Origin of the sequence: Streptomyces sp. MCA2 (genome assembly GCF_023544705.1) — a bacterium.
Taxonomy (GTDB): domain Bacteria; phylum Actinomycetota; class Actinomycetes; order Streptomycetales; family Streptomycetaceae; genus Streptomyces; species Streptomyces decoyicus.
This window is the reverse complement of the sequence record NZ_JAMJFM010000002.1, coordinates 199386-220370: the sequence shown is the minus strand read 5'-3', so window position 1 is coordinate 220370 and position 20985 is coordinate 199386. Positions and strand designations below refer to the sequence as shown.

The following is a 20985-nucleotide window of genomic DNA, read 5'->3' as shown; positions in this document are numbered from 1 at the left end:
CGGTCTGGAACAATCCTGGCTGCCCGGTCAAAACTGCCCAAACGAGCGCTCTGTGAGGACGTATTGGCCGGCGATGTCATTCCGGAGCCGGGCCGTCCTTGCGGTCCTCACTCGTCGCTGCCGGCCTGACCGGACCGTCGGTAGGCCCTCACCCAGCGGGACGTCCTTCTCCGCGCAGCAGCGTCTGACTTACGCAAGACCGCGCAGCCATGGACGGTGGAGCGGGGATGAAGGGAGATGCGCCGGGCCACGGGCGTCACCCGGACCCGGCGCGGTGCCCTCAGGGCGGGGTGCCCTCAGGGTGCCCTCAGACGGAGGCCATCGGGCGTGCGTCGTCGGGGGTGACAGTGGTGGTCGGGGCGGCCTCGGCGGGGGACGGATCGCCGGTCAGGCCTCGTTGGTGTGCCCTGACCCCGGAGCGCACCGCCCAGAAGTAGAAGAGCGGGGCGGTGACCGCGATCAGGACGGTGCCGAGCACGCCGGGGAGGATGTCCCGGCCGCCGAACTCCTGGCCGCCCAGCGCGGACACCGTGGCCGTCCACACCAGGAAAGCGATCATCCACCAGGCCGGGGCGAAGTGCCGCAGCAGGCCCGACCATCGCCCTCCACCGCCCTTGCCGGACGCTTGCCGGCCCCTTTCGAGCTCGCCCCGGCGCCACAGCACCAGCGCCGCGACCGGTGCGGCCACCAGCGTCAGCACGGTGATCTTCCCGGTCTCCGGCCACTTCGACCAGTACAGCGCGCAGGCGGCGAAGGCGAAGGTGACCGGGCACAGCACCCCGGCGGCCGGCAGCCGGAAGGGGCGGGGCAGCTCCGGGCGGGTCCGCCGCAGCACCCCCACCGCGATCGGGCCGATCAGATACGAGATGACCATGGCCGCCGACACCACACCGGCCAGCGCCTGCCAGCTGCGGCCGACGGTGAGCAGCAGCACGACGGAGAAGCCGAGGTTGAGCCACATCGCGGGGCGGGCGGTGCCATAGCGGGGGTGCACGGCCGCCAGCTTCCGGGGGAAGAACCTGGTCTCGGCGAGGTTGGTGACCATGTACGCGGCCGAGGCGACATTGGCGATGTTGGACCCGGCCGGCGAGATGAACGCGCCGAACTGCAACATGGTGACCACCCAGTGCAGCATCAGCAGCCCCGCCAGGTCGGCGAACGGCGAGTTGAGGTTCACGCCCTGCCATCCGCCGGACCGCGCCAGCAGCTCGGGCGGCACCGCCCCCAGGTAGGCGACCTGTAGCGCCAGGTAGATCACCAGACCGAGTGCGAGCGCACCGACCAGGGCGACCGGGATGGCCCGGCCCGGGTTCTTCGCGGCCCCGCCGAGGTTGACCACGGCCTGGAAGCCGTTGAAGGCGAAGACCACACCGCAGGTGGTGACGGCGGTGAGCACGGCCGGCCAGCCGTACGGGGCGAAGCCGCCCTGCGCGGTGAAGTTCGAGGTGTGGAAGCCGGACCCGACCAGGGCGAGCACCGCCAGTACCGGGATGGCGAACTTGACCAGGGTGAGCACGGTGTTGGCGCGGGCCAGCAGTTGGACCGACCAGAAGCAGGTCAGCCAGAGCGCGAGGGTCAGAACCAGCGCCACTGCCGTACCGGAGAGGGTCAGCTGGTGGGTGGCCGGATCGACCAGGCCCTTCGCCCAGCCGAAGCTCCAGGACGTCATGTACTGGGTGGCCGCGATCGACTCGATCGGGATCAGCGAAGCGGTCGCGATCCACACCGCCCAGCCGGTGAGGAAGCCGAGGACCGGGCCGTGCGAGAGATGCCCGTAGCGGGCCATGCCGCCGGGGATCGGGTAGGCCGAGCCGACCTCCGCGTACGACATCGCGATCATGCCGATGAAGAGGGCGCCGATCACCCACGCGACGACCGCCGCGGGGCCCGCCACCTGGGCGGCGGCGCCGGCTCCGAAGAGCCAGCCGGAGCCGAAGATCGAGCCGATGCCGATCATGATGAGGGCGAAGAGGCTGAGCCCCTTGCGCTCGCCCGCGCTCATGTCCATGGGAAGTGTCGTCCGTCCTGGTGGTGCCGCATGCCCCCTCGCCGTTGAAGGGCCGCTGTCGTCTGCCGCGGACAGCTTATTTCCGGCCCATCGCCGGGAACGCCGCTGAGCTGCCGGAACACGACGTGGACCGACCCCTGTGGACCACGATCCCGGGACCAACGGCCCCAGACCCACTGCCTGTTCACTCCCGGACCACCGCTCGTGGGCGGTCCGGGAGATCACTGCATGAGACGCGTCACAGCTACGGGTGGCTCGGCTCGTCCCCCTCACGCCTGCTGATGACGCGGCGGCCGGTCCCTTCCCCCGTAGGGCCGGCCGCCGCCACAGCTACCGAGCCTGAGTGACTGGGTCCTCTCCGGCAATGGCTTTCGGCGTCCCGGACAGCCATACAGCTGTCCGGGCTGGTCAGCGGCATGTCCGGACAGTTCCGGCCCGGGTATCCGGTGTGGCCGGGACGGGATGGTCGGCCATCCGTAGTGCTGCCGGAGGCGTGGCCCGCCTGGGGGAGGACGGCTCGGGCGTGCGGGCCCGCGACGATGCCGGGTGTGGGCAGGTGGTGAAGCTACTCGGCAGGCGTTCGGGACGTCAGGTCGTCCGGTGTGCCGCTTGGCCTGTCGGGTGGGGTCGGCTTCGGGGCGCGGCTCGGGGCGCGGGTGGCGCCGATGGAGGCGAGGGCCACCGCGGTCACCCCGGCCCACTGCGGGACGCCGAGGTGCTGGCCGAGGAGGACGAGGCCGATGAGAGCTCCGACGGCGGGCTCCAGGCTGGTCAGGATGCCGAAGACGCGGGGTGGCACACGGCGGAGGGCTTCGAGGTGGAAGGTGTAGGGCAGGACGCTGGAGAGTACGGCGACGGCGGCGGCCAGGACGCCGACCGCCAGCAGCACCCATAGGGTGCTCGGATGGATCAGGATGAACGGCTGCTTCATTCCTCGTCGTTTGGTGCAGCGGCGGTCGCATACGCCGAGCACCGTCCGGACTACGCGCAGGCCGCGGTGCGGTGGGCGCTGGAGCCCGCGTCCGGCCCGCGCGTGCTCGACCTCGGCGCCGGAACCGGCAAGCTCACCGCCACGCTGGTCGCGCTGGGTGCCGAAGTCATCGCAGTCGAGCCGATTCGGCGATGCTGACCGAGCTGCGCCGCTCGCTGCCGGCTGTCCGTGCCCTGTCGGGTAGTGCCGAGGCGATACCGCTGCCGGACGCGTCCGTCGATGCTGTGCTGGCCGGCAACGCCATGCATTGGTTCGACATGGCCGTCGCGGGACCCGAGATCGCCAGGGTGCTCGCACCCGGCGGCATCCTGGCCGGCCTGTGGAACGTCCTGGACGACCAGGTCGAGTGGGTTGCCGGGCTCGCGCGGGTCAGCGGGAGCGCGGCCATCGGCCCGCGTGACACTCCCACCAGCTGGCGCGCAGAGACGGCAGACATGCACCTTCCAAAGACTGGCGTGGCCGCCCGGTTCGGCTCGCCGGAGCAGGCCGAGTTCCCGCACGGGCACCGCCGCACCGCCGATTCTCTCGTCGCGACCATCGCGACGCGCGCGGGGGTGCTGGTCATGCCGGAACAGGAACAAGAGGTCACGCTGGGCCGGATTCGCGCTTTCCTCGCGAGTCGACCGGAGACCGCCCGCGGCGAGTTCACTCTCCCGATGCTGACCGGCGTGCTGCGCATCCGGCGGCTGTGAAGCATCACGTCGACACCCGAGCCTGACGGGCTTGCTCACCTGAGAAGCAACGAACCGCCGGGGCAGTGCCGTTGGGCTCCCGCTAGGCCGTCGCAGCCAGTGGCTTCATGGGCCGTGGCCCAGGCGACCGTGCGAGCACGCGGAGGTGCGTCGGCGGCCGTCGCTGTCCAGCGGCCCTACGGTCCAGGTCGGCTCAAGCGTGCGGCATGGCGTGATGATGAGGGATCGGCTCTTTGCCGGCACCGTTGGCGGGCTGGTCGCCGACGATCTCGAGGGTGGCCATCATGCCGGCGTCCTCGTGGTTGAGGATGTGGCAGTGCAGCACCGTCCTTCCGACGTAGTCCGAAAAGCGGATCCGGATCACGGATTCCCCGCGCGGCGAAATATCCACCGTGTCCCGCCAGCCGTAGAACCTCACCGGAACACCGTCCTTGCTCATCAGCTGGAAGTCGTCGGTGTGCGTGTGGAACGAATGCACCTCGTCGGATTGGTTCCGAACCGTCCACTCCTCGACGGCGTTCAGCTTCGCCCTGAAGTCCGTGCGATTCATGTCGAATTGCTTGCCGTTGATGAAGAACTGGGTCCCTTGTGCGTTCTCGGTGAACGTGATCGTCTTCCGAGCGGCGATCTTGGCGTTGGACAGATCCCGTGTCGGTGCGAAGGCGGTGGGAATCTTCACCGGGGCCATTGCCCTGCCCTGCGAGACGACCGTGGCGAGGGTTGCCCGGGGGAACTGGTTGCCGGCCGAGCCCGTGTTGTAAGGGAGCGTCTGAAGTTCGGAAGTACCGGGCCGGCCGCCCTCCACCAGCACATCGAAGCGCGCCGCGGCGGGGATGACGATCGAATCGGCGGAATAGATCGTGTTGACGGGATTCGCGTCCCTGGCGATCACGTGGAACTTCCGGCCGGGCAGTGCCACCTTGTAGAAGATGTTGGCGCTGATGTTGGCGATCCGCCAGAGCTGAACCTCGCCCGGCCGGATGTCGATGACGGGGTTCAGCTGGCCGTTGACCGTACGATGCGTGGGACTGCCGATCTTGAGCCCTTCGGTCTTGACCTGGTCACCCTGGACCTGGAAGTCCTTGAGCGCGACGACGCGCTCCCTGATGCCCCGCAGCGATTCCGGCAGATACTTCTTCAGCCCGTCGACGATGATGAGGCCGGACATCCCCCCGGCCGTCTGAGCGGCACTCTGCGTGTGTGGGTGCGGGTGGTACCAATACGTCCCCGCGGCGAGATTGCTCGGAAACTGGTACGCGTAGTGATACGTCTGCCCGGGCTCGATCGCGAGGAAGATGTTGTCGGAATTGCCGCTCGGTGAAACATGCAGGCCGTGAACGTGCAGGTTCGTCACCTTGTCGATTTTGTTCACCACCGCCAGCTCCATCCGATCCCCGGGTTTGATGCGCAGGGTCGGCGGCATGTACTGCCCGTTGTAGGTCAGGGCCCACAGCTTTCGGCCGGCGAGTTCCACCTTTTTGCGCTCCACCACGATGCGCGTGCGCAGCAACCCGTCCTTGCTCACCACTTCCGCGGGGTTCCGCAGCGCATGTGCCGACCGGGCCGAGGCCCAGGAGGAATCCGACGGAGAGGAGGCCGGGTCGTGCTCCGCACCCGAATTGCTACAGCCCGAGACAAGGGCGAGAACGGCGAGGAGCGCCCCGGCAAAGGACTTTCCTCCCTGGGAACGAAGCCGCATCACGTTCCTCCGATTTGACGTAGCGCCAGGAATGCGGCCGGATCGCTACCGCACAAGGCATCTTTCGGCCCATCCTGGCGCGAGAGCCCGCCAACGGGGACAACGACCCGCTGGCGCCTCGCATGACCGACCCGAACAGCGTCAGTCCGGGCCGAGCTCACGAAGCGAGCGAGACCACCGGTGGAATGGCAGGGGCGGTACGGAGGTGCCCCGTACCGCCCCTGTGTTCCCGCCCCTAAGGGTTGTCCCGTAACTGCTGGTCGTCACTGAGGGGCGCATCATGAAAACGGCCACCCCCTGCTTGGACTGGCCTCAGAGTTGCTCGCCCTGATGCCCCACATGGACGAGGGCTGTGAGACGGTGCGGCGACCGCGGATTTCACCACGTGGCGGGGGCCTGCACGCGAAATCCTCTGGTCCGTAGGCTCCTTGGGGTGATCGGATAGGCGCATGAGTCTTCCTCGTAACGGAATGTCCGAGGTTGTCGTGCCAGTCCTCGTCCGTGACCTGACGCCCACTGATCTGCCGGCCTGTACGTGGGCCGGCTCGACCGCCCATCTGATGCAGGTGGAACGGGAGTTGGTGCGCGCGGCAGCGGGAGAGGTGGACTATCTGGCGGTGTGCACCCCGGCCGATGTTCCGGTGGCGATCGGAGGCATCGACTACCAGGTCACGGCCGGCGTAGGCACACTCTGGCAGCTCGGGGTACTCCCGGCCCTTCAGTCCTGTGGTCTGGGCACCATGCTCATCCGGGCCGCGGAGGACCGCATCAGGTCACGTGGCCTGCACAGGGCCGAGCTCGCGGTGGAGGAGAGCAATCCACGGGCCCGGGCCTTGTACGAGCGGCTGGGCTACCTGGCCCACGGTCGCCGACCGGACGCCTGGGACGTCCAGGCGCCGGACGGCTCACTGCTCCGGTACGAGACCATGTGCACGCTGATGCACAAGGACTTGTCGTAGGGGGCCGCGTGGCGATGGAAGTGTGGGCACCGATCTTTTCACTCGCAGGCGTCGCCCTCGGCGGCGGCCTGACGGCACTCTCCCAGCGCGCCACTCAGCGCTCCGCCGAACGCCTGGAGGAACGCCGCCAGGCAGCGGCCACCAGCGAGGCGCGCCGAGCAGAGCAGATACAGGCGATCAAGGACTTCATCGCCTGCGCCCAGGACGCCGAACGGGCGGCCTACAGCCGCCCCGAGGCTTGGGGCGATGACGAAGACTGGAACAGCGCCGCTTCGGGTGCCATGACCAGGCTCTGGATCGCTGAACGGCACCTCGTGCTGCTCGGCGACGCGGACCTGCACGCCCCTGTGCACACATACGGTCGGGCACTCAACCAGGCGGTGTGGCGAGAGATCGGCGACGTCGAGGTCAACGAGCACCTCGAGGAACACAAGATCGCCTTCATGGCCGCAGCACGCGCGAGCCTCGCTTCCCCTTGAGCCCAAGCAACCTAGGTGGGACCCCTCCGTTCAGGAGCCGCCAAGACGAGCGGCCTCCGACGTCCGTCTCGAAACCCTGAGCAGTTGGGGAACGAAGAGCGACACTGGCCGGATTTCACAGGTTTCCATCATCACTGGAGAGCGACGCGCAGGTCCCGGATGTACCAGTGGAACCGTGTGCCGTCCTTGCTGTGCAGCTGCTTGCCGGGGGTGAATCCTGCCCGCCGCGCGACGGCGGCGGATGCGGGATTCTCCGGCTCCACCTGGATCACCGCCTCCTCCCCGCCCTCACTGGCCGCGTACTGGGACGCGAGGAGGACCGCGCGGGTAGCCAGGCCACGCCCCCTCCAGGACGGATAGAGGCCGTAGGCGACATTCACCTGGCCGGGAGCCAAGCCCTCCCCTGTGAACCGCAAGTCGATCGTCCCCGCAAGCGTCTCGTCGGCGCCGGACCGGATGCCGAAAGCGCGGAGCGGCCCGGCAGTGTCCCACTGTTCCCGGCAGTGCTGGAAGTACGCTTCAACGCCCTCGCGCGTGCCGGGACCACCGTTGAGCCAGCGAACCAGCAGCTCATCCTCCCCCGTGAGATGCGCCTTCACATCGTCCAGGCGCAGCGGCGACAGAGTGATGATCCCGTCGGACAGCTTCACTTCATGCATCCGCCGATTCTTGACGCTGAAGCTGCGTCGATCCAGCGGAATTCCGCGAGACGTTGCCCAGAGCTACGAGGAGCCCAGACAGGGCCTGGTGCGAATCCCGGTCACATTCCGATGAAGCTCACTGTTTCCGTCATGTGCGCCCGCTCGGTACGAAGTCGTGGCACGCCTTCCTTCTCGAATCCCACCGAGACGCCGCAGAACAGTACGAGCCCGTCATCGGCTCCGACCGTCTGGCTGACTGTCTCTCGATACATGGTCCACATGACCTGGGGGCAGCTGTGCAACCCTTCAGCCCTCAGCAATAGCATGACCGTCTGCAAGTACATGCCCGCGTCACCCCACTGTCCGGGCCCCATCGTCCGGTCGAGGTAGCAGAACAGAACGACCGGCGCCCCGAACGCCTCAGAGTTCAGGGCAGCGATCTTCCTGGGCCTGTCAGGGTCGTCGCGCTCGATTCCGAGTGTCTTGTACCGCTGGGCGGCTGCGGCGGAGAAGCGGTCCAGATACGGCGAGGTCAGTTCGGCCGGGTACATCGGGTACTCCCGGTCATCACCCGGGTCTCCCGCCAGGGCCCTGGCCGTCGCGCGCCTCTTCAGTTCGGCCAAGGGCTCACCGGTGACCACATACACACGCCACGGCTGGAGGTTGCCACTCGACGGAGCCCGCGTCGCAGCAGCCAGCACTCGTTCGAGTATCCCCTTGGATACCGGCTCATCGCTGAACGCCCGCACGGCCCGTCGACTGTCCACGGCCTCATACACATCCAAGTCTTCGCGTCCTTCCATTCGACCGGGCCCTCTACCGTATTCAGTAGTCAGTAGTCAGTGCCGAGCATCACGGGTCCTGGGGCAGCGTCCTGACGGCCAGTCCGGTCGTTGGGCTGTGAGAGTCAGAGGTGACCTGACGGACGATCAGTGGGTGCGGCTTCGACCTCTCCTGTCAGTGCGTAACGGGCGTTGTAGCAGGTGGCGGGATCACCGGCAGGTGATCAACGGGGTGTTGTACCGGATCAGGGCGGGCGTGCAGTGGCTGACCTGCCGGAGCGTTATGGGCCGTGGAAGACGGTGCACGAGCGGCATCGCCGCTGGTCGTCAGACGGCACGGCACGCGGGAACTCGTGCTCCATGCTCGTACTCGGGGCGGCCTGGTATCGCAGTTCCTGGCCCCAGAGACCACGGACATGGATCTGTACGCGCAGCCCGTGCGGCCCGCGCAACCCGGGAGGGCGTGGTGAGGGCGTTCTGGGGCGGTGGGCGCCGGGAGGGTGTCCGTGACATGTGAACTGCCGCTCTCGGCGCGGCCCATGCAGCGGGGACGGGACACAGGCCGGACGCCCTGGACGGCGGTGCGGGATGATGGATACGAGCACCGTGTCCGACTCCAGGACCATATGTACCAGCAGTCCGTCCACCCACAGTCGGACACGTCGTGCCCTGCTGGGGGATTCGCCCCAACTGCCCTGTGCGCAAGGGTGAGTGCGTCCCACACGTACTGACCCGAAGGGCCCACGTGCGAAGCAGACGAATAGCCCCCGTTCTGGCGGCGAGTGCCGTCGCGGCGCTGATTCCGGCACTCACGCCGGCGACCGCCTCCGCCGCCGAGAACCCCTTGCCGCAGCTCCTCAAGCAGAGACCGGCCTGGCACCGCTGCAACAGCGAAGCTCCGGCCTCCTTTCAATGCGCCACCCTCAAGGTCCCGTTGGACTACAGCCGTCCGGGCGGCAAGAAGATCGACCTCGCGATATCGCGGATCAAGGCGAGCAGCCCCACCGAACGCCACGGTGTCCTGCTGCTCAATCCCGGGGGACCGGGGGGCCAGGGCCTCGATATGCCGCAGTCGCTGTCGGCCGAGCTCCCCAAGTCCGTGCAGAGGAAGTATGACCTCATCGGCTTCGACCCGCGGGGTGTCGGCCGGAGCTCCCCTCTCAGCTGCGGTCTGACCGCCGAGGAGGAGAACTGGCAGCGTCCCTACAAGGCCGCGTCGTTCGCCAAGGACGTCAAGTGGGCCCGGACCGTCGCCGAGAAGTGCGACGCCAAACAGGGCGACAAGCTGCCCCACATCACCACGCGCAACACCGCCCGTGACATGGACGTCATCCGGGCCGTGCTGGGCGAGAAGAAGATCTCCTACCTCGGGTACTCGTACGGCACCTATCTCGGAGCCGTCTACACGCAGATGTTCCCGCGGCGCAGCGACCGGATCGTACTGGACAGCGCCGTCGACCCCGCACGGATCTGGCGGGGGATGATGCAGGTCTGGTCAGAGGGCAGCGAGCCCGCGTTCACGAGGTGGACCGAGTGGACCGCCCAGCGGAACGCGACCTACAAGCTGGGCAACACCCCGGACAAGGTCCGCAAGACGTTCTGGGCTCTGGTCGCCCGGGCCAACCGGAAGCCGATCGAGCTCAACGGCGCCTCCCTGAACGGCGATGACATCCGCGCGGGCCGCGCCATGTTCTTCAGTGTGCGCGAGGCCGCGGAGGAAATCGTCGAGCTGAAGAAGGCCGCCGACGGCAAGGGCTCGTCCTCCACCCCTGACACCGTGAGGCCCGAGCGCCCCGCACCGCCGGCATTCGGCGCCGGCGTGCCCTCGGACAACTCCAGCGCAAGCTTCTGGGCAGTCGCCTGCTCCGACACCCGCGCCTGGCCGCGCGACCCCGAGCAGTACCGCCGCGATGCGATCCGGGACAAGGCCAAGTACCCGCTGTACGGCGACTTCGCGTCCCAGATCAAGCCGTGCGCGTTCTGGAAGAAGAACGGCAGCGAACCCGCCACCACCATCGACAACAAGGTCGGGGTGCTCACCCTTCAGAACGAGTGGGACTCCCAGACGCCGCTGTCCAGTGGCCTCGGCATGCACCGGGCCATGAAGGGTTCGAGGATGGTCACGGTCGCCGGGGGTGTCGGACACGGCATCTACGGTTCCAAGTCGTGCGCCGACAAGACGGCCACCGCGTACCTGACCACGGGCAAGCTCCCCGCGAAGGACGTGACCTGCCAGGCACCCGCGCCGGCACGTGAGCGCAGCAGCGCCGGCAAGCTGCCGGTTCCCCTGCCTCCGGGCATCCCGGGGCTGCCCGGCCGCTTCTGATCCGTTCCGGACGAGGTGATGTGACGTGGGGCCTCTGCCGAGCGGAGGCCCCATGTCATGTGGACCTGCATGCCGTATGGACCTACATGTCGTGTGGACCTACATGGCGTGTGGACCTGCATGGCGTGTGGAGCTAGCCGGAGTTGGTGTCGGTGCGGGCGAAAATGCCTTCCAGCATTCCGGTGGCCTGCCCGACCTCGATCAGGTAGCCATCAGGATCGCGTAGGTAGCAGCGGACCTCGGCACGCCGGTCGATCGGTGGGGTCAGGAACTCCGCTCCCTTCGCGCTCCATTGGGCGTAGCAGGCCTCGATGTCGGCGACCCGCAGGTTCATGAAGCTGGAGACGGTGTGCGGTTCGCCGGGCGGGACCAGCGTCACATCGGGCTTGTCCGGGGTCGGGCCGCCGCCCGGATTCATGATGATCCAACTGTTGGCGAGCTTCACGATGCAAGGGTTCTCGTCCAGGACGACCTGCCCGCCGAGCACCTCGCTGTAGAAGCGGCGCGAGCGTGCCACATCACGCACCGTCAGGAAATGTGTCATCAGCAGCCCCTCACTCGGGGCTGGAATACCGTCGTTGTCCATCTGGCGCCTCACTCCGCCGACCGCGATACCCGGCGCATTTTCCGTGTCATTCGACATCTTGGCGATGGCGGCACAGCCCGTGGCGGTGCTTCCCACGTGGTGGGCCTCTGCCTTCCATGGCATCGCGCCACGGGGCCCGCTGCAACCCGTGGGTGCCCGGGCAGCGCCCGAGCGGCCGTTCCGCCTGCTCACGGGGCGTATGGCGGCTGTGGCCACCGACGGGAGCGGTGAGCGTCTGCCAGGCGGGACGGGGCCAGTCGGGTGACGATGGAACTCGATCCCTCTGACCGTGCTCTTCCTGGAGGAGGCAGACGACATGGCATACCCCTCCGATTCCTCAGGCGCAGGCGCAGGCGCAGGCGCAGGCGCAGGCGCAGGCACAGGCCCCGGCACAGGCACCGGCCCTCCGCACGGCACCGAGCCCCGAGATGCCTCCCCGGCCGGGGGCCTGAATGCCCTGGCGAACATGGCCTGGCAATTCCTGCTCATCATGGGCCTGGCCGCGATCGCCCTGGGCGTCCTCGTCCTGGCCTGGCCTGTCCAGACCCTGCGGGTCGTCGGTGTGCTCTTCGGCATCTACCTGCTGGCCACCGGAGTCTTTCAGCTGGCCGCTGCCTTCGGGACGCACGTCCCTCGGCATCTGCGGGTGTTGCATTTCGTCGCGGGCGCGCTGTTCATCCTGCTGGGCCTGGTCTGTTTCCGGGGCACCCTGCAATCGATTCTGTTGCTCGCGCTGTGGATCGGCTTCGGCTGGCTGCTGCGCGGCATCATGGTGACCGCCACGGCGGTCTCCGCCGAGGACATCCCGGCGCGCGGCTGGCAGATCTTCTCGGGGATCATCATGGCTCTGGCAGGCATCGTGCTGATCGTGTCGCCGTTCAGCTCGATCGCCGCGCTGGCCTTGGTGGTGGGCATCATGGCCATCGTCGTGGGCGCTGTCGAGGTCTTCCACGCCGTCAAGATGCGCGTCGAACTCGGCCGCCTCACCGAGGGCACCACCCCCAAGCGGCGGCCCATGTTCCATTCCCGGCCGCACCCCCAGCACTGATCACGGGGCGCGCGAGGCCACCCGGGCGGCGAAGCATCGCGAGGTCGGGCGGTGAAGCATCGCGAGGCGTCCATCGCAGCATTGCGAGGTGTCCCTCGCGCGCCACACGAAGGCGATGCGGTCCTGGAGTGCGACGGTGTGCCCGGGCCGTGCGGTGAATTCCCAGGCGTCCGGGTGGCTTTGCCGTCGCCGGTGAGGGCTCTCCGGCTCGCCAGTCGTCGCGCGCCTCAGGCGAGGACACGGGCGAGGAAGCCACGGATGTGCTCGGTGATGGCCTCCAAGTGGCTCTCCAGGGCGAAGTGTCCGGACTCGAGCAGATGGATCTCGGCCTCGGGCAGGTCCTGGGCGAATGCCTTGGCTCCGTCGGGGCCGAAGATCTCGTCGTTCGCTCCCCAGACCGCCAGCAGTGGAACCTGCGAGTCGCGGAAGTACTGGTGGACCCGCGGATAGAGGTCCACGTTCGTCGGGTAGTCGCGGAAGAGCTGGAGCTGGATCTCGTCGTTGCCCGGGCGGTCCAGCAGCGCCTGGTCATGGACCCAGTTGTCAGGGCTGACCAGACTCGGATCGGCGACTCCGTTCACGTACTGCCAGCGGGTGACCTCAGGGGTCAGGGCGCCGCGCATGGGGGCTTCGGTGTCCGGACCCGGAGCATTGGCGTAGGCGAAGGCGCCGTCCCAGAAGGACTTGACGAAGCCCTCTTCGTAGGCGTTGCCGTTCTGGGTGATGATCGCGCTGACGCGGTCCGGGGCTTGGAGGGCGAGCCGCCATCCAATGGGAGCGCCGTAGTCCTGTACGTACATCGCGAACCGGTCGACGCCCAGGTGCTGGAGCAGTCCGGAAGTGACATCGGTGAGGGCCTCGAAGGTGTACGGGAAGTCCTCTGGGGCCGGCATCGCGGACTGGCCGAACCCGATGTGATCGGGGGCGATGACGTGGTAGCGGTCGGCGAGCGCCGGGATCAGGTGGCGGAACATGTGCGAGCTGGTCGGAAAGCCGTGGAGAAGGAGCACGACGGGCGCCTTCGGGTCGCCTGCCTCCCGGTAGAAGACGTCGAGACCGTTGACGGTGGCGGTGCGGTGGTGAACTGCGGAGACCATGTCCCTAACCTTTCTCTTGGGTTTTAGTGGTTATGGAGTCAGTCGAGCACGTTGCGCCTAACCTGTCAATGCATTTTTAGGGGTTAGGTGGTGTGGAGCTGGGTGAGGCTTGCGGTTGGGGCCTCGGCCTCTCCCAAGCCTCCGTCCGCGAGGGGGTGCCGGCCAGTGCGGCACTGGGGCCCTCGGGGTTCGTGTAACCTGTCAAGCGGACTAATGCGGTTAGGAGGTGCAAGGGTGGCCGGTCGGGAAGAGCAGGACGCACTGCTGGAGCTCCTCAACACCACGCCCGTGGTCAACGGCGTCGTCCAGGACCTGTTCGCGGAGCCGGACACCGCCAGGTCCTGGCAGCAGGCCCACGGCGGCACCGGCACCGCGGAGGAGCTCCGAAGCCTCGTGCGGGCGCGCGACGCCCTACAGGACGTGGTGCGCGGCAGTCGGCCCGCCACGTCGCTGGCCCCGCTCCTGAAGGACGTCACCTCCCTCCCGCACCTTTCGTCTGCCGGGGTGTCGTGGGAGCTGGACGCCCCCGCTGAGCGCCGGATGGCGGTGGAGGCGGTCATGGCGTGGAGCGCACTGCTGGAGACGATGCCCGGCCGGCTGCGGCCGTGCGCCAACGCGGAATGCCGGCTGTTCCTCATCGACCGCAGCAAGACCAACAAGGGCCGCTGGTGCTCCATGGCCGTCTGTGGCAACCGCATGAAGGCCAGGCGGCACTACCAGCGCACCCGCGACGGCGCAGCCGAGTAAAGGCGCCGGCGGTCACCTCTGATGACCACGGGCCCGTCGACGCTTCGCCTTGGCGATCTCGCCGAGGGGCGTTTCTCCAGCGGTGCAGGTGCAGGTGCAGGGAGGCGCCCCAGCACTGCCCGGGTGGCGGCCGGAATCGCGGCGCCACCGGCACGAGAATTAGGATCGGCTTGAGCGCACAGATCACAGCGCCCTGAGGCTGCCCCCGGACGGCCACCTCGCAGGAGGGTCCGCAATGGCGACGCTGCTGTCCGTCAACGTAGGAATGCCCGAGGACGTCTCCTGGCAGGGGAGGACCGTCCACACCGGAGCCTGGAAGTCCCCCGTGCGTGGCCCCCGGACGGTGCGGCGGCTGAACATCGACGGAGACGGTCAAGGAGACCTGGCCGGACACGGCGGCGAAATTCGTGCCGTCCTTGTCTATCAGCTGGAGTCCTACCGGTACTGGCAACAGCAACTCGGTCGCGACGACCTGACCTTCGGGAACTTCGGGGAGAACTTCACCGTCGATGGCCTGCCCGACGACGAAGTATGCATCGGCGACCGGTACCGCATCGGCGAAGCCGAATTCGAAGTCACCCAGCCGCGCGTCACCTGCTACCGCGTCGGCATGCGCCTGGGCGAACCCGCCATGGCCTCCCTGTTGGTAGCCCACCATCGCCCCGGCTTCTATCTGCGTGTCCTCGCCGAGGGACGAGTCCAGGCCGGCGACGAGGTCACCCTGACGCGCAGAGGCCCCGGAGAACTCAGCGTCGCCGACACCGACGCGCTGCTCTACCTCCCCGGCCGCGACCCCGCGAAACTGCGCACAGCACTGAACATCCCCGCCCTCAGCCCCGGATGGCAGCAGTCCTTCCGTGAACTCGCCGCCGCCCGGCAGCCCCAACAGGAACCGGGATGGCCGGGCGAACTCGCCGGCACCCAGCAGCCCCGCGAAGAGCCGGGATGGCCGGGTTTCAAGACCATGCGCGTCGCCCGCATCGTTCCCGAGACCCCCACCGTCTCGTCGGTCTACCTCGACGCCACCGACAACACACCCCTGCCTGAGGCCCGCCCCGGCCAGTACCTCTCCATCCGCCTCGCCGTCGGCGGGGCCACCGCCGCGGTGCGCAGCTACTCCTTGTCGTCCGTGCCCACCGCCTGCACCTACCGCATCAGCGTCAAGCACGAGCCCCACGGGCAGGTCAGCAGCTATATCCATGCCAGGCTCCACCTCGGGGACCTCGTGGACATCGCAAGCCCCCGCGGAACGTTCGTACTCGAAGAAGGCACCTGCCCGGTCATCCTCGTCTCGGCAGGGATCGGTGTCACTCCCGTGCTCGCCATGCTTCACCAACTCGCCGCCGCACGAGACCCACGCCCTGTCTGGTGGATCCACATCGCCCACGACCGCGCCCAGCACGCTTTCGCCGACGAGGCCCACGAGCTCCTGGCACAACTCCCCAACGCCCACGAGCACATCTACTACACCGCCGAAGCCGCTCCACATGAAGCCGCCCCACATGAAGCCGACCCACATCCCGGCGAGCCCCACATCACCCAAGGTCGTCCGACCGCCTCCTCACTCGCGGCCCTGGGCGTGCCCGCCGATGCCGACGGCTATCTCTGCGGACCTCCCGCCTTCATGGACGCCCTCGGCGGTTACCTGCGCGATCACGGCCTGCCTCCCGAGCGGATCCATACCGAACAGTTCAGCGCCCTCCCCGCCATCAATCCCGGCGTAACGCCCACGACCACGGTCCGGCCGCACCAACCCCCCGGCCCACCGGGCGACGGCCCCCTCATCACCTTCGCCCGCAGCGGCATCACCACCCCATGGTCACCCGCTCACGCCTCACTCCTCGATCTCGCCGAAGCCTGCGACATCCCCACCCGCTGGTCCTGTCGCACCGGCGTCTGCCACACCTGCATCACCCACCTCGTGTCAGGCGACATCACCTACACCACCCAGCCTCTCGAACTCCCCGAGGCCGGCACCGTCCTCGTCTGCTGTAGCAACCCGACCACCGAAGTCGTCCTCGACCTCTAGCGTCCGCCGACAATGGCACGGGTCGGCCGAACCTCAACTCGGCTGATCAGGCGGCAACTTGGCTCACAGTGCGCCGCGCCCAGCACCCGGGCGCCTTCGATGCGCCGAGGCGGCCCCGCCGGTCGGTCTCAGCCGGACGCTCTCAGCCCGGAGGAACCGCACGACGGCGGCGAGGCCGGCCCCCGCCCGCACCCTGGGCGGCGGCAGCTCTCGGCAGGGGGCCGCACTCCCGATCTTGCGTAGCAGAGCTTGATAATCACCCATAAAATGGTCATTGCTGGCGCACTGGCGAGCCGGACAGGCACACGAAGTCGGTGCGGAAGGGTGATCGACCCGGGGACGGGGTGCCTATGGATCAGGCCGCCAGTCCGGCCCGGACCGTCATCATGACTGTGGACGACGACCCGGGCGTATCGCGTGCTGTCGCCCGCGACCTGCGGCGACGCTACGGCGCGGCGTACCGGATCGTACGCGCGGAGTCCGGCGAGTCCGCCCTCGATGCCCTGCGCGAGCTGAAGCTGCGCGGCGGCCCCGTCGCGGTGATCGTGGCCGACTACCGGATGCCGAAGATGAACGGCATCGAGTTCCTCGAACAGGCTCTCGACATCTACCCCGGCGCCCGGCGGGTGCTGCTGACCGCGTACGCGGACACCAACGCGGCCATCGACGCGATCAACGTCGTCGACCTCGATCACTACCTCCTCAAGCCCTGGGAGCCGCCCGAGGAGAAGCTCTACCCCGTCCTCGACGATCTGCTTCAGGCCTGGCGGGCCACCGATCAGCGGCCGGTGGCCGTCACCAAGGTCGTCGGGCACCGCTGGTCGGCGCGCTCGTCGGCCGTACGGGAGTTCCTGGCCCGCAACCAGGTGCCGTACCGCTGGTACTCGTCCGATGATCCGGAAGGCCGGCGGCTGCTGTGCGCCGCGGGCCAGGACGGCCTGCGGCTCCCGCTGGTGATCACTCCGGACGGCACGGCCCTCATCGAGCCCGAGGACCAGGAGCTCGCCGCCCGGGTCGGCCTCGCGACGACCCCGGCTACCGACTTCTACGACCTGGTCATCATCGGCGGCGGACCGGCCGGTTTGGGTGCGGCGGTGTACGGGGCCTCCGAGGGGCTGCGGACCGTCCTCGTGGAACGCTCCGCGACCGGGGGCCAGGCGGGCCAGAGCTCGCGCATCGAGAACTATCTCGGCTTTCCGGACGGCGTGTCCGGGGCGCAGCTGACCGACCGGGCCCGGCGTCAGGCGGCGAAGTTCGGTGCCGAGATACTGACCGCGCGCGAGGTCAGCGGGCTGGAGATCAATGGCGCCTCGCGCGTCGTCCGGTTCTCGGACGGCTCCGCTGTCGCCGCGCACGCCGTGATCCTCGCGACCGGCGTGTCGTACCGGCAGCTGGAGGCGCCCCATGTGACCGAGCTGACCGGCTGCGGAGTGTTCTACGGCTCGGCCCTGACCGAAGCGGCCGCGTGCCAAGGTCATGATGTGTACATCGTCGGCGGGGCGAACTCCGCAGGCCAGGCCGCGATATACCTGGCCCGGAGCGCCAAGTCGGTCACCGTACTGGTGCGAAGGCCCTCCTTGTCCACGTCGATGTCGCACTACCTCATCCAGCAGGTCGACGAGACGCCCACGATCTCCGTACGCACCAACACGGTCGTCGACGCCGCCCACGGCTCGCGTCAACTGGAACAGATCACCCTGCGCGACACGGCGACCGGAGACACCGAACTCGTCGACGCCCAGTGGATGTTCGTCTTCATCGGCGCGGCCCCGCTGACCGACTGGCTGGAGGGAACGGTGCTCCGGGATTCCCGCGGGTTCATCCTGACCGGCCCCGACCTGACCGCGGACGGGCGCCCGCCGGCCGACTGGGAGCTGGACCGGCCGCCCTACCACCTGGAAACGAACGTCCCGGGCGTGTTCGTGGCCGGAGACGCCCGCGCCGAGTCCGCCAAGCGTGTCGCGTCCGCAGTGGGAGAGGGAGCGATGGCGGTCATGCTCGCCCACCGGTATCTGGAGCAGTCATGAACGGCCGGCCGATGCCGTGCAGTCAGGAGGAACTCGGCTCGCTGTTCCTCTTCGAGAAGCTGGCTCCCGACCAGATCGCCCTGCTCTGCCGCGAAGGCCGTGTGGAGGAGTTCGAACCCGGGCCCGTGTACGGGGAGGGCGACGCCGCCACGTGCTTCTACGTGCTGCTCGAAGGGACCGTCGTTCTCTCGCGCCGGATCGGGGACTACGACGTGGAGATCAACCGGAGCTCCGGCCGCGGGGTGTACGCGGGAGCCTTCCAGGCCTACCTGGGTGACCGCTTGCGGCAGGTGTACAACAGCTCCCTGCGGGTCATCGAGCCCTCACGCTTCTTCGTACTTCCCGCGGAGACCTTCGCCGCGATCATGCGCGAGTGGTTTCCCATGGCCGTACACCTGCTGGAAGGCCTCTTCTTCGGCACCAAGAGCGCCCAGGAGGCCGTCGGCCAGCGAGAACGGCTCCTGGCGCTCGGGTCGCTGTCCGCAGGGCTGACCCATGAGCTGAACAACCCTGCCACCGCGGCCGTGCGCGCCACGTCCGCGCTCCGTGAGCGTGTTGCCGGCATGCGCCACAAGCTGGGCATCATCGCGGCACGCCCGTACCGGCGCGACAGCCTGGAGACACTCATCGACGTCCAGGAACGCACGGCCGAGCGCGTCGCCAAGGCCACCACCCTGAGCCCGCTGGAGGCCTCCGACCGGGAGGACACCCTCTCCGACTGGCTCGACGACCACGGCATCGCGGACGGATGGCAGCTCGCGCCGACCTTCGTACAGGCCGGCCTCGACACCGAATGGCTGGACCAGATCGCCGCGGTCGTGGACAGCGACACCCTCGAAGGTGCCGTGCGGTGGCTCAACTACACCGTCGAGACCGAACTGTTGATGAACGAGATCGAGGAGTCGACCAACCGCGTCTCGGCCCTCGTCACCGCGGCCAAGCAGTACTCGCAACTCGACCGTGCACCCCACCAGGTCGCCGACGTGCACGAACTGCTGGACAGCACCCTGCTGATGGTCTCCGCGAAGATCGGCCCCCACATCACCGTCGTCAAGGACTACGACCGCACCCTGCCGAAGATCCCGGCCTACCCCAGTGAGCTCAACCAGGTATGGACGAATCTGATCGACAACGCCGTCTCGGCGATGAACAGCACGGACGCCGACGGCACGTTGACCGTACGCACCGCGCGCGACGGAGACCATCTGCTCGTCGAGTTCCAGGACACCGGCCCCGGGGTCCCCGAGGAGATCCGCGACCGCGTCTTCGACCCGTTCTTCACCACCAAACCGGTGGGTGAGGGCACGGGCCTCGGCCTGGACATCTCCTGGCGCATCGTCGTCAACAAACACCAGGGGGACCTGCGACTCGACTCCGCCCCCGGCGACACCCGCTTCCAGGTACGCCTCCCGCTGGCCTCCGCCGACCCCCAACCCCCACAGGAGCCGTCATGAGTTCCCCGAACGGAATCGACCCCTCGGTCCCACCCAGCGGAGCCGGCTGCGTCGAGTGCGACGCCGACGGCGGCTGGTGGTTCCACCTGCGACGCTGCGCACAGTGCGGCCACATCGGCTGTTGCGACGACTCGCCCGCCAAGCACGCGACGGCCCACGTGCGGGCCACCGGGCACCCGGTGATCCGTAGCTTCGAACCGGGCGAAAGCTGGTTCTGGAACTACGAGACCTCGGAGATGTCCGCCGCGGGCCCGCACCTGACTCCCCCCGAGAGCCACCCGGCCGATCAGCCCACCCCCGGCCCCGCGGGACGAGTCCCGAAGGACTGGGCCGACCGACTGGGCTAGGTGTATTGACCCGCAGCATTGTTGATTCGACTGATGGGCGGGTGGCCGCCGAGTGCAGTGTGGCAGCGGTGATGGTTGTAGGTGTGGAGGAACTCCACGAGAGCTGCGGTGCGCTCGGCGTTGCTGGAGTACGGGCGCACGTACGCCCATTCGTCGAGCAGCGTGCGGTTCAGGCGTTCGACCTTGCCGTTCGTCTGCGGGCGGTACGGTCGGGTGCGTTTGTGGACGATGCCAGCGACGCTCAAGGTCTGGCCGAACAGCTTGGATCGGTAACAGGAGCCGTTGTCGGTTAGGACGCGTTCGACGGTGATGCCGTGTTCGGAGAAGAAGGCGTTCGCGCGTCGCCAGAACGCGGCTGCGGTCTCCTTGCGCTCGTTGGCCAGGACCTCGCTGTAGGCGAGCCGGGAGTGGTCGTCGATGGCTGTGTGGACGAAGCTGTATCCGATGACGGGGCTGCCGCCCTTGCGCGCATCGGTCGTCGCCTGCCTGTTGGCACCGGCCTGCTGCCGGGGCTTGATGCGGTGCCCGCCGCCGTCGGGGATGTTGCCGAGCTTCTTGATATCGACGTGGATCAGCTCGCCGGGGCGTGCGCGTTCGTACCGGCGAATTACCTGGCCGGTGGGCCGGTCCATCCAGCGCAGTCGGTTCAGTCCGTGGCGGGTGAGCACGCGATGGACTGTGGAGGCGGGTATGCCCAGGATCGGACCGATCCGTGCGGGGCCGAGCTTTCGCTCGCGCCGCAGCGCGCAGACCTGTTTCTCGACGTCTGGGGCAGTGCGGTGCGGGGTAGTCCGGGGCCGACTCGTGCGGTCGAACAGGCCGGTGTCGCCCTCGGTGCGCCAGCGACGTACCCACTTGTAGGCCGTGGCGCGGGAGATGCCCATTTCGTCGGCTACGTGCGCGACGGGGCGCCCGGCTCGGACCCGGTCGATCAGAAGTCGTCTGCCGTAGACGGTCAGTCGGGCGTTGGGGTGGGACACGAAGACCTCTGCTGTGGTGCGGATCTTGATCAGTCGTCTGGGCTCAGGCGGGGAGCGCAGGCACATGAGGCCGCCGACCCGGTGGTCGGCGGC

At 68.3% G+C, this 20985-nt stretch carries 19 protein-coding genes and 1 pseudogene; 12 read left to right on the top strand and 8 right to left on the bottom strand.

The annotated features are described in order from the left end of the window. Window positions 1-307 precede the first annotated feature (307 nt). Both M8I34_RS02795 and M8I34_RS02790 read right to left on the bottom strand, forming a co-directional pair. Window positions 308-2008: an APC family permease gene (locus M8I34_RS02795; RefSeq protein WP_250047689.1), complete on the bottom strand. Its 1701-nt coding sequence runs from the start codon at window positions 2006-2008 to the stop codon at window positions 308-310. A gap of 565 nt (window positions 2009-2573) precedes the next feature. After that, entirely contained in the window at window positions 2574-2939 is a 366-nt protein-coding gene (locus M8I34_RS02790; RefSeq protein ID WP_308371789.1) for an EamA family transporter, read from the bottom strand. Here M8I34_RS02790 and M8I34_RS02785 point away from each other — a divergent pair. Together M8I34_RS02785 and M8I34_RS02780 are read left to right on the top strand one after the other, a co-directional pair. After that, complete coding sequence (locus tag M8I34_RS02785; RefSeq protein WP_250047688.1) at window positions 2913-3137, top strand: hypothetical protein; 225 nt, start codon at window positions 2913-2915, stop codon at window positions 3135-3137. The two genes, M8I34_RS02790 and M8I34_RS02785, sit on opposite strands and share 27 nt — an antisense overlap. Next, complete coding sequence (locus tag M8I34_RS02780; protein WP_250047687.1) at window positions 3131-3691, top strand: class I SAM-dependent methyltransferase; 561 nt, start codon at window positions 3131-3133, stop codon at window positions 3689-3691. Before M8I34_RS02785 ends, M8I34_RS02780 begins: the two co-directional genes overlap by 7 nt. A gap of 193 nt (window positions 3692-3884) precedes the next feature. Here the strand turns inward: M8I34_RS02780 and M8I34_RS02775 are convergent, their stop codons facing one another. Continuing rightward, window positions 3885-5219, bottom strand: coding sequence for a multicopper oxidase family protein (locus M8I34_RS02775; protein ID WP_250047686.1), 1335 nt, complete (start codon window positions 5217-5219; stop codon window positions 3885-3887). Between the two features lie 641 nt (window positions 5220-5860). Between M8I34_RS02775 and M8I34_RS02770 the strand changes: the two genes are divergently transcribed. Both M8I34_RS02770 and M8I34_RS02765 read left to right on the top strand, forming a co-directional pair. Further along, a complete protein-coding gene (locus tag M8I34_RS02770; protein WP_308371787.1) occupies window positions 5861-6349 on the top strand; it encodes a GNAT family N-acetyltransferase in 489 nt (162 codons plus the stop codon). An 8-nt stretch (window positions 6350-6357) separates the two neighbouring features. Further along, on the top strand, window positions 6358-6828 hold the full coding sequence (locus M8I34_RS02765) for a hypothetical protein (protein WP_250047684.1): 471 nt from the start codon (window positions 6358-6360) through the stop codon (window positions 6826-6828). A gap of 131 nt (window positions 6829-6959) precedes the next feature. On the opposite strand, the gene M8I34_RS02760 is transcribed toward M8I34_RS02765, so the two are convergent. Both M8I34_RS02760 and M8I34_RS02755 read right to left on the bottom strand, forming a co-directional pair. Next, window positions 6960-7487: a GNAT family N-acetyltransferase gene (locus M8I34_RS02760; protein WP_250047683.1), complete on the bottom strand. Its 528-nt coding sequence runs from the start codon at window positions 7485-7487 to the stop codon at window positions 6960-6962. 101 nt (window positions 7488-7588) lie between these two features. Next, complete coding sequence (locus M8I34_RS02755; RefSeq protein WP_250047682.1) at window positions 7589-8254, bottom strand: nitroreductase; 666 nt, start codon at window positions 8252-8254, stop codon at window positions 7589-7591. 115 nt (window positions 8255-8369) lie between these two features. On the opposite strand from M8I34_RS02755, the pseudogene M8I34_RS02750 reads away from it, so the two are divergent. Both M8I34_RS02750 and M8I34_RS02745 read left to right on the top strand, forming a co-directional pair. Next, window positions 8370-8590 (top strand): annotated as a pseudogene (locus M8I34_RS02750) (transposase); the annotation flags it as partial. A 406-nt stretch (window positions 8591-8996) separates the two neighbouring features. Next, window positions 8997-10577, top strand: a complete 1581-nt coding sequence (locus M8I34_RS02745; protein ID WP_250047681.1) for an alpha/beta hydrolase — start codon at window positions 8997-8999, stop codon at window positions 10575-10577. A gap of 133 nt (window positions 10578-10710) precedes the next feature. Here M8I34_RS02745 and M8I34_RS02740 read toward each other — a convergent pair whose 3' ends face one another. Then, complete coding sequence (locus tag M8I34_RS02740; protein WP_030985756.1) at window positions 10711-11163, bottom strand: VOC family protein; 453 nt, start codon at window positions 11161-11163, stop codon at window positions 10711-10713. Window positions 11164-11479: 316 nt separating this feature from the next. On the opposite strand from M8I34_RS02740, the gene M8I34_RS02735 reads away from it, so the two are divergent. Beyond that, on the top strand, window positions 11480-12211 hold the full coding sequence (locus M8I34_RS02735; protein ID WP_250047778.1) for an HdeD family acid-resistance protein: 732 nt from the start codon (window positions 11480-11482) through the stop codon (window positions 12209-12211). Window positions 12212-12438: 227 nt separating this feature from the next. Here the strand turns inward: M8I34_RS02735 and M8I34_RS02730 are convergent, their stop codons facing one another. Then, window positions 12439-13308, bottom strand: coding sequence for an alpha/beta fold hydrolase (locus tag M8I34_RS02730; protein WP_250047680.1), 870 nt, complete (start codon window positions 13306-13308; stop codon window positions 12439-12441). Window positions 13309-13542: 234 nt separating this feature from the next. On the opposite strand from M8I34_RS02730, the gene M8I34_RS02725 reads away from it, so the two are divergent. The 5 genes from M8I34_RS02725 (at window position 13543) to M8I34_RS02705 (ending at window position 19912) form a co-directional block, all read left to right on the top strand. Next, window positions 13543-14055 (top strand): CGNR zinc finger domain-containing protein, encoded by a 513-nt coding sequence (locus M8I34_RS02725; RefSeq protein WP_250047679.1) that lies wholly within the window; start codon window positions 13543-13545, stop codon window positions 14053-14055. A 235-nt stretch (window positions 14056-14290) separates the two neighbouring features. Continuing rightward, the gene (locus M8I34_RS02720) at window positions 14291-16084 is read left to right on the top strand and encodes an MOSC and FAD-binding oxidoreductase domain-containing protein (protein WP_250047678.1); all 1794 of its coding nucleotides are present in this window, start codon (window positions 14291-14293) and stop codon (window positions 16082-16084) included. Window positions 16085-16434: 350 nt separating this feature from the next. Then, entirely contained in the window at window positions 16435-18111 is a 1677-nt protein-coding gene (locus tag M8I34_RS02715) for an FAD-dependent oxidoreductase (RefSeq protein WP_250047677.1), read from the top strand. Continuing rightward, complete coding sequence (locus M8I34_RS02710) at window positions 18108-19565, top strand: ATP-binding protein (protein WP_250047676.1); 1458 nt, start codon at window positions 18108-18110, stop codon at window positions 19563-19565. The genes M8I34_RS02715 and M8I34_RS02710 overlap by 4 nt, the downstream gene beginning before the upstream one ends. Continuing rightward, window positions 19562-19912 (top strand): UBP-type zinc finger domain-containing protein, encoded by a 351-nt coding sequence (locus tag M8I34_RS02705; RefSeq protein ID WP_244416710.1) that lies wholly within the window; start codon window positions 19562-19564, stop codon window positions 19910-19912. Before M8I34_RS02710 ends, M8I34_RS02705 begins: the two co-directional genes overlap by 4 nt. Here the strand turns inward: M8I34_RS02705 and M8I34_RS02700 are convergent. Continuing rightward, window positions 19909-20892 (bottom strand): IS481 family transposase, encoded by a 984-nt coding sequence (locus M8I34_RS02700; RefSeq protein WP_250047675.1) that lies wholly within the window; start codon window positions 20890-20892, stop codon window positions 19909-19911. The genes M8I34_RS02705 and M8I34_RS02700 overlap by 4 nt on opposite strands. Between the last annotated feature and the right edge of the window lie 93 nt (window positions 20893-20985).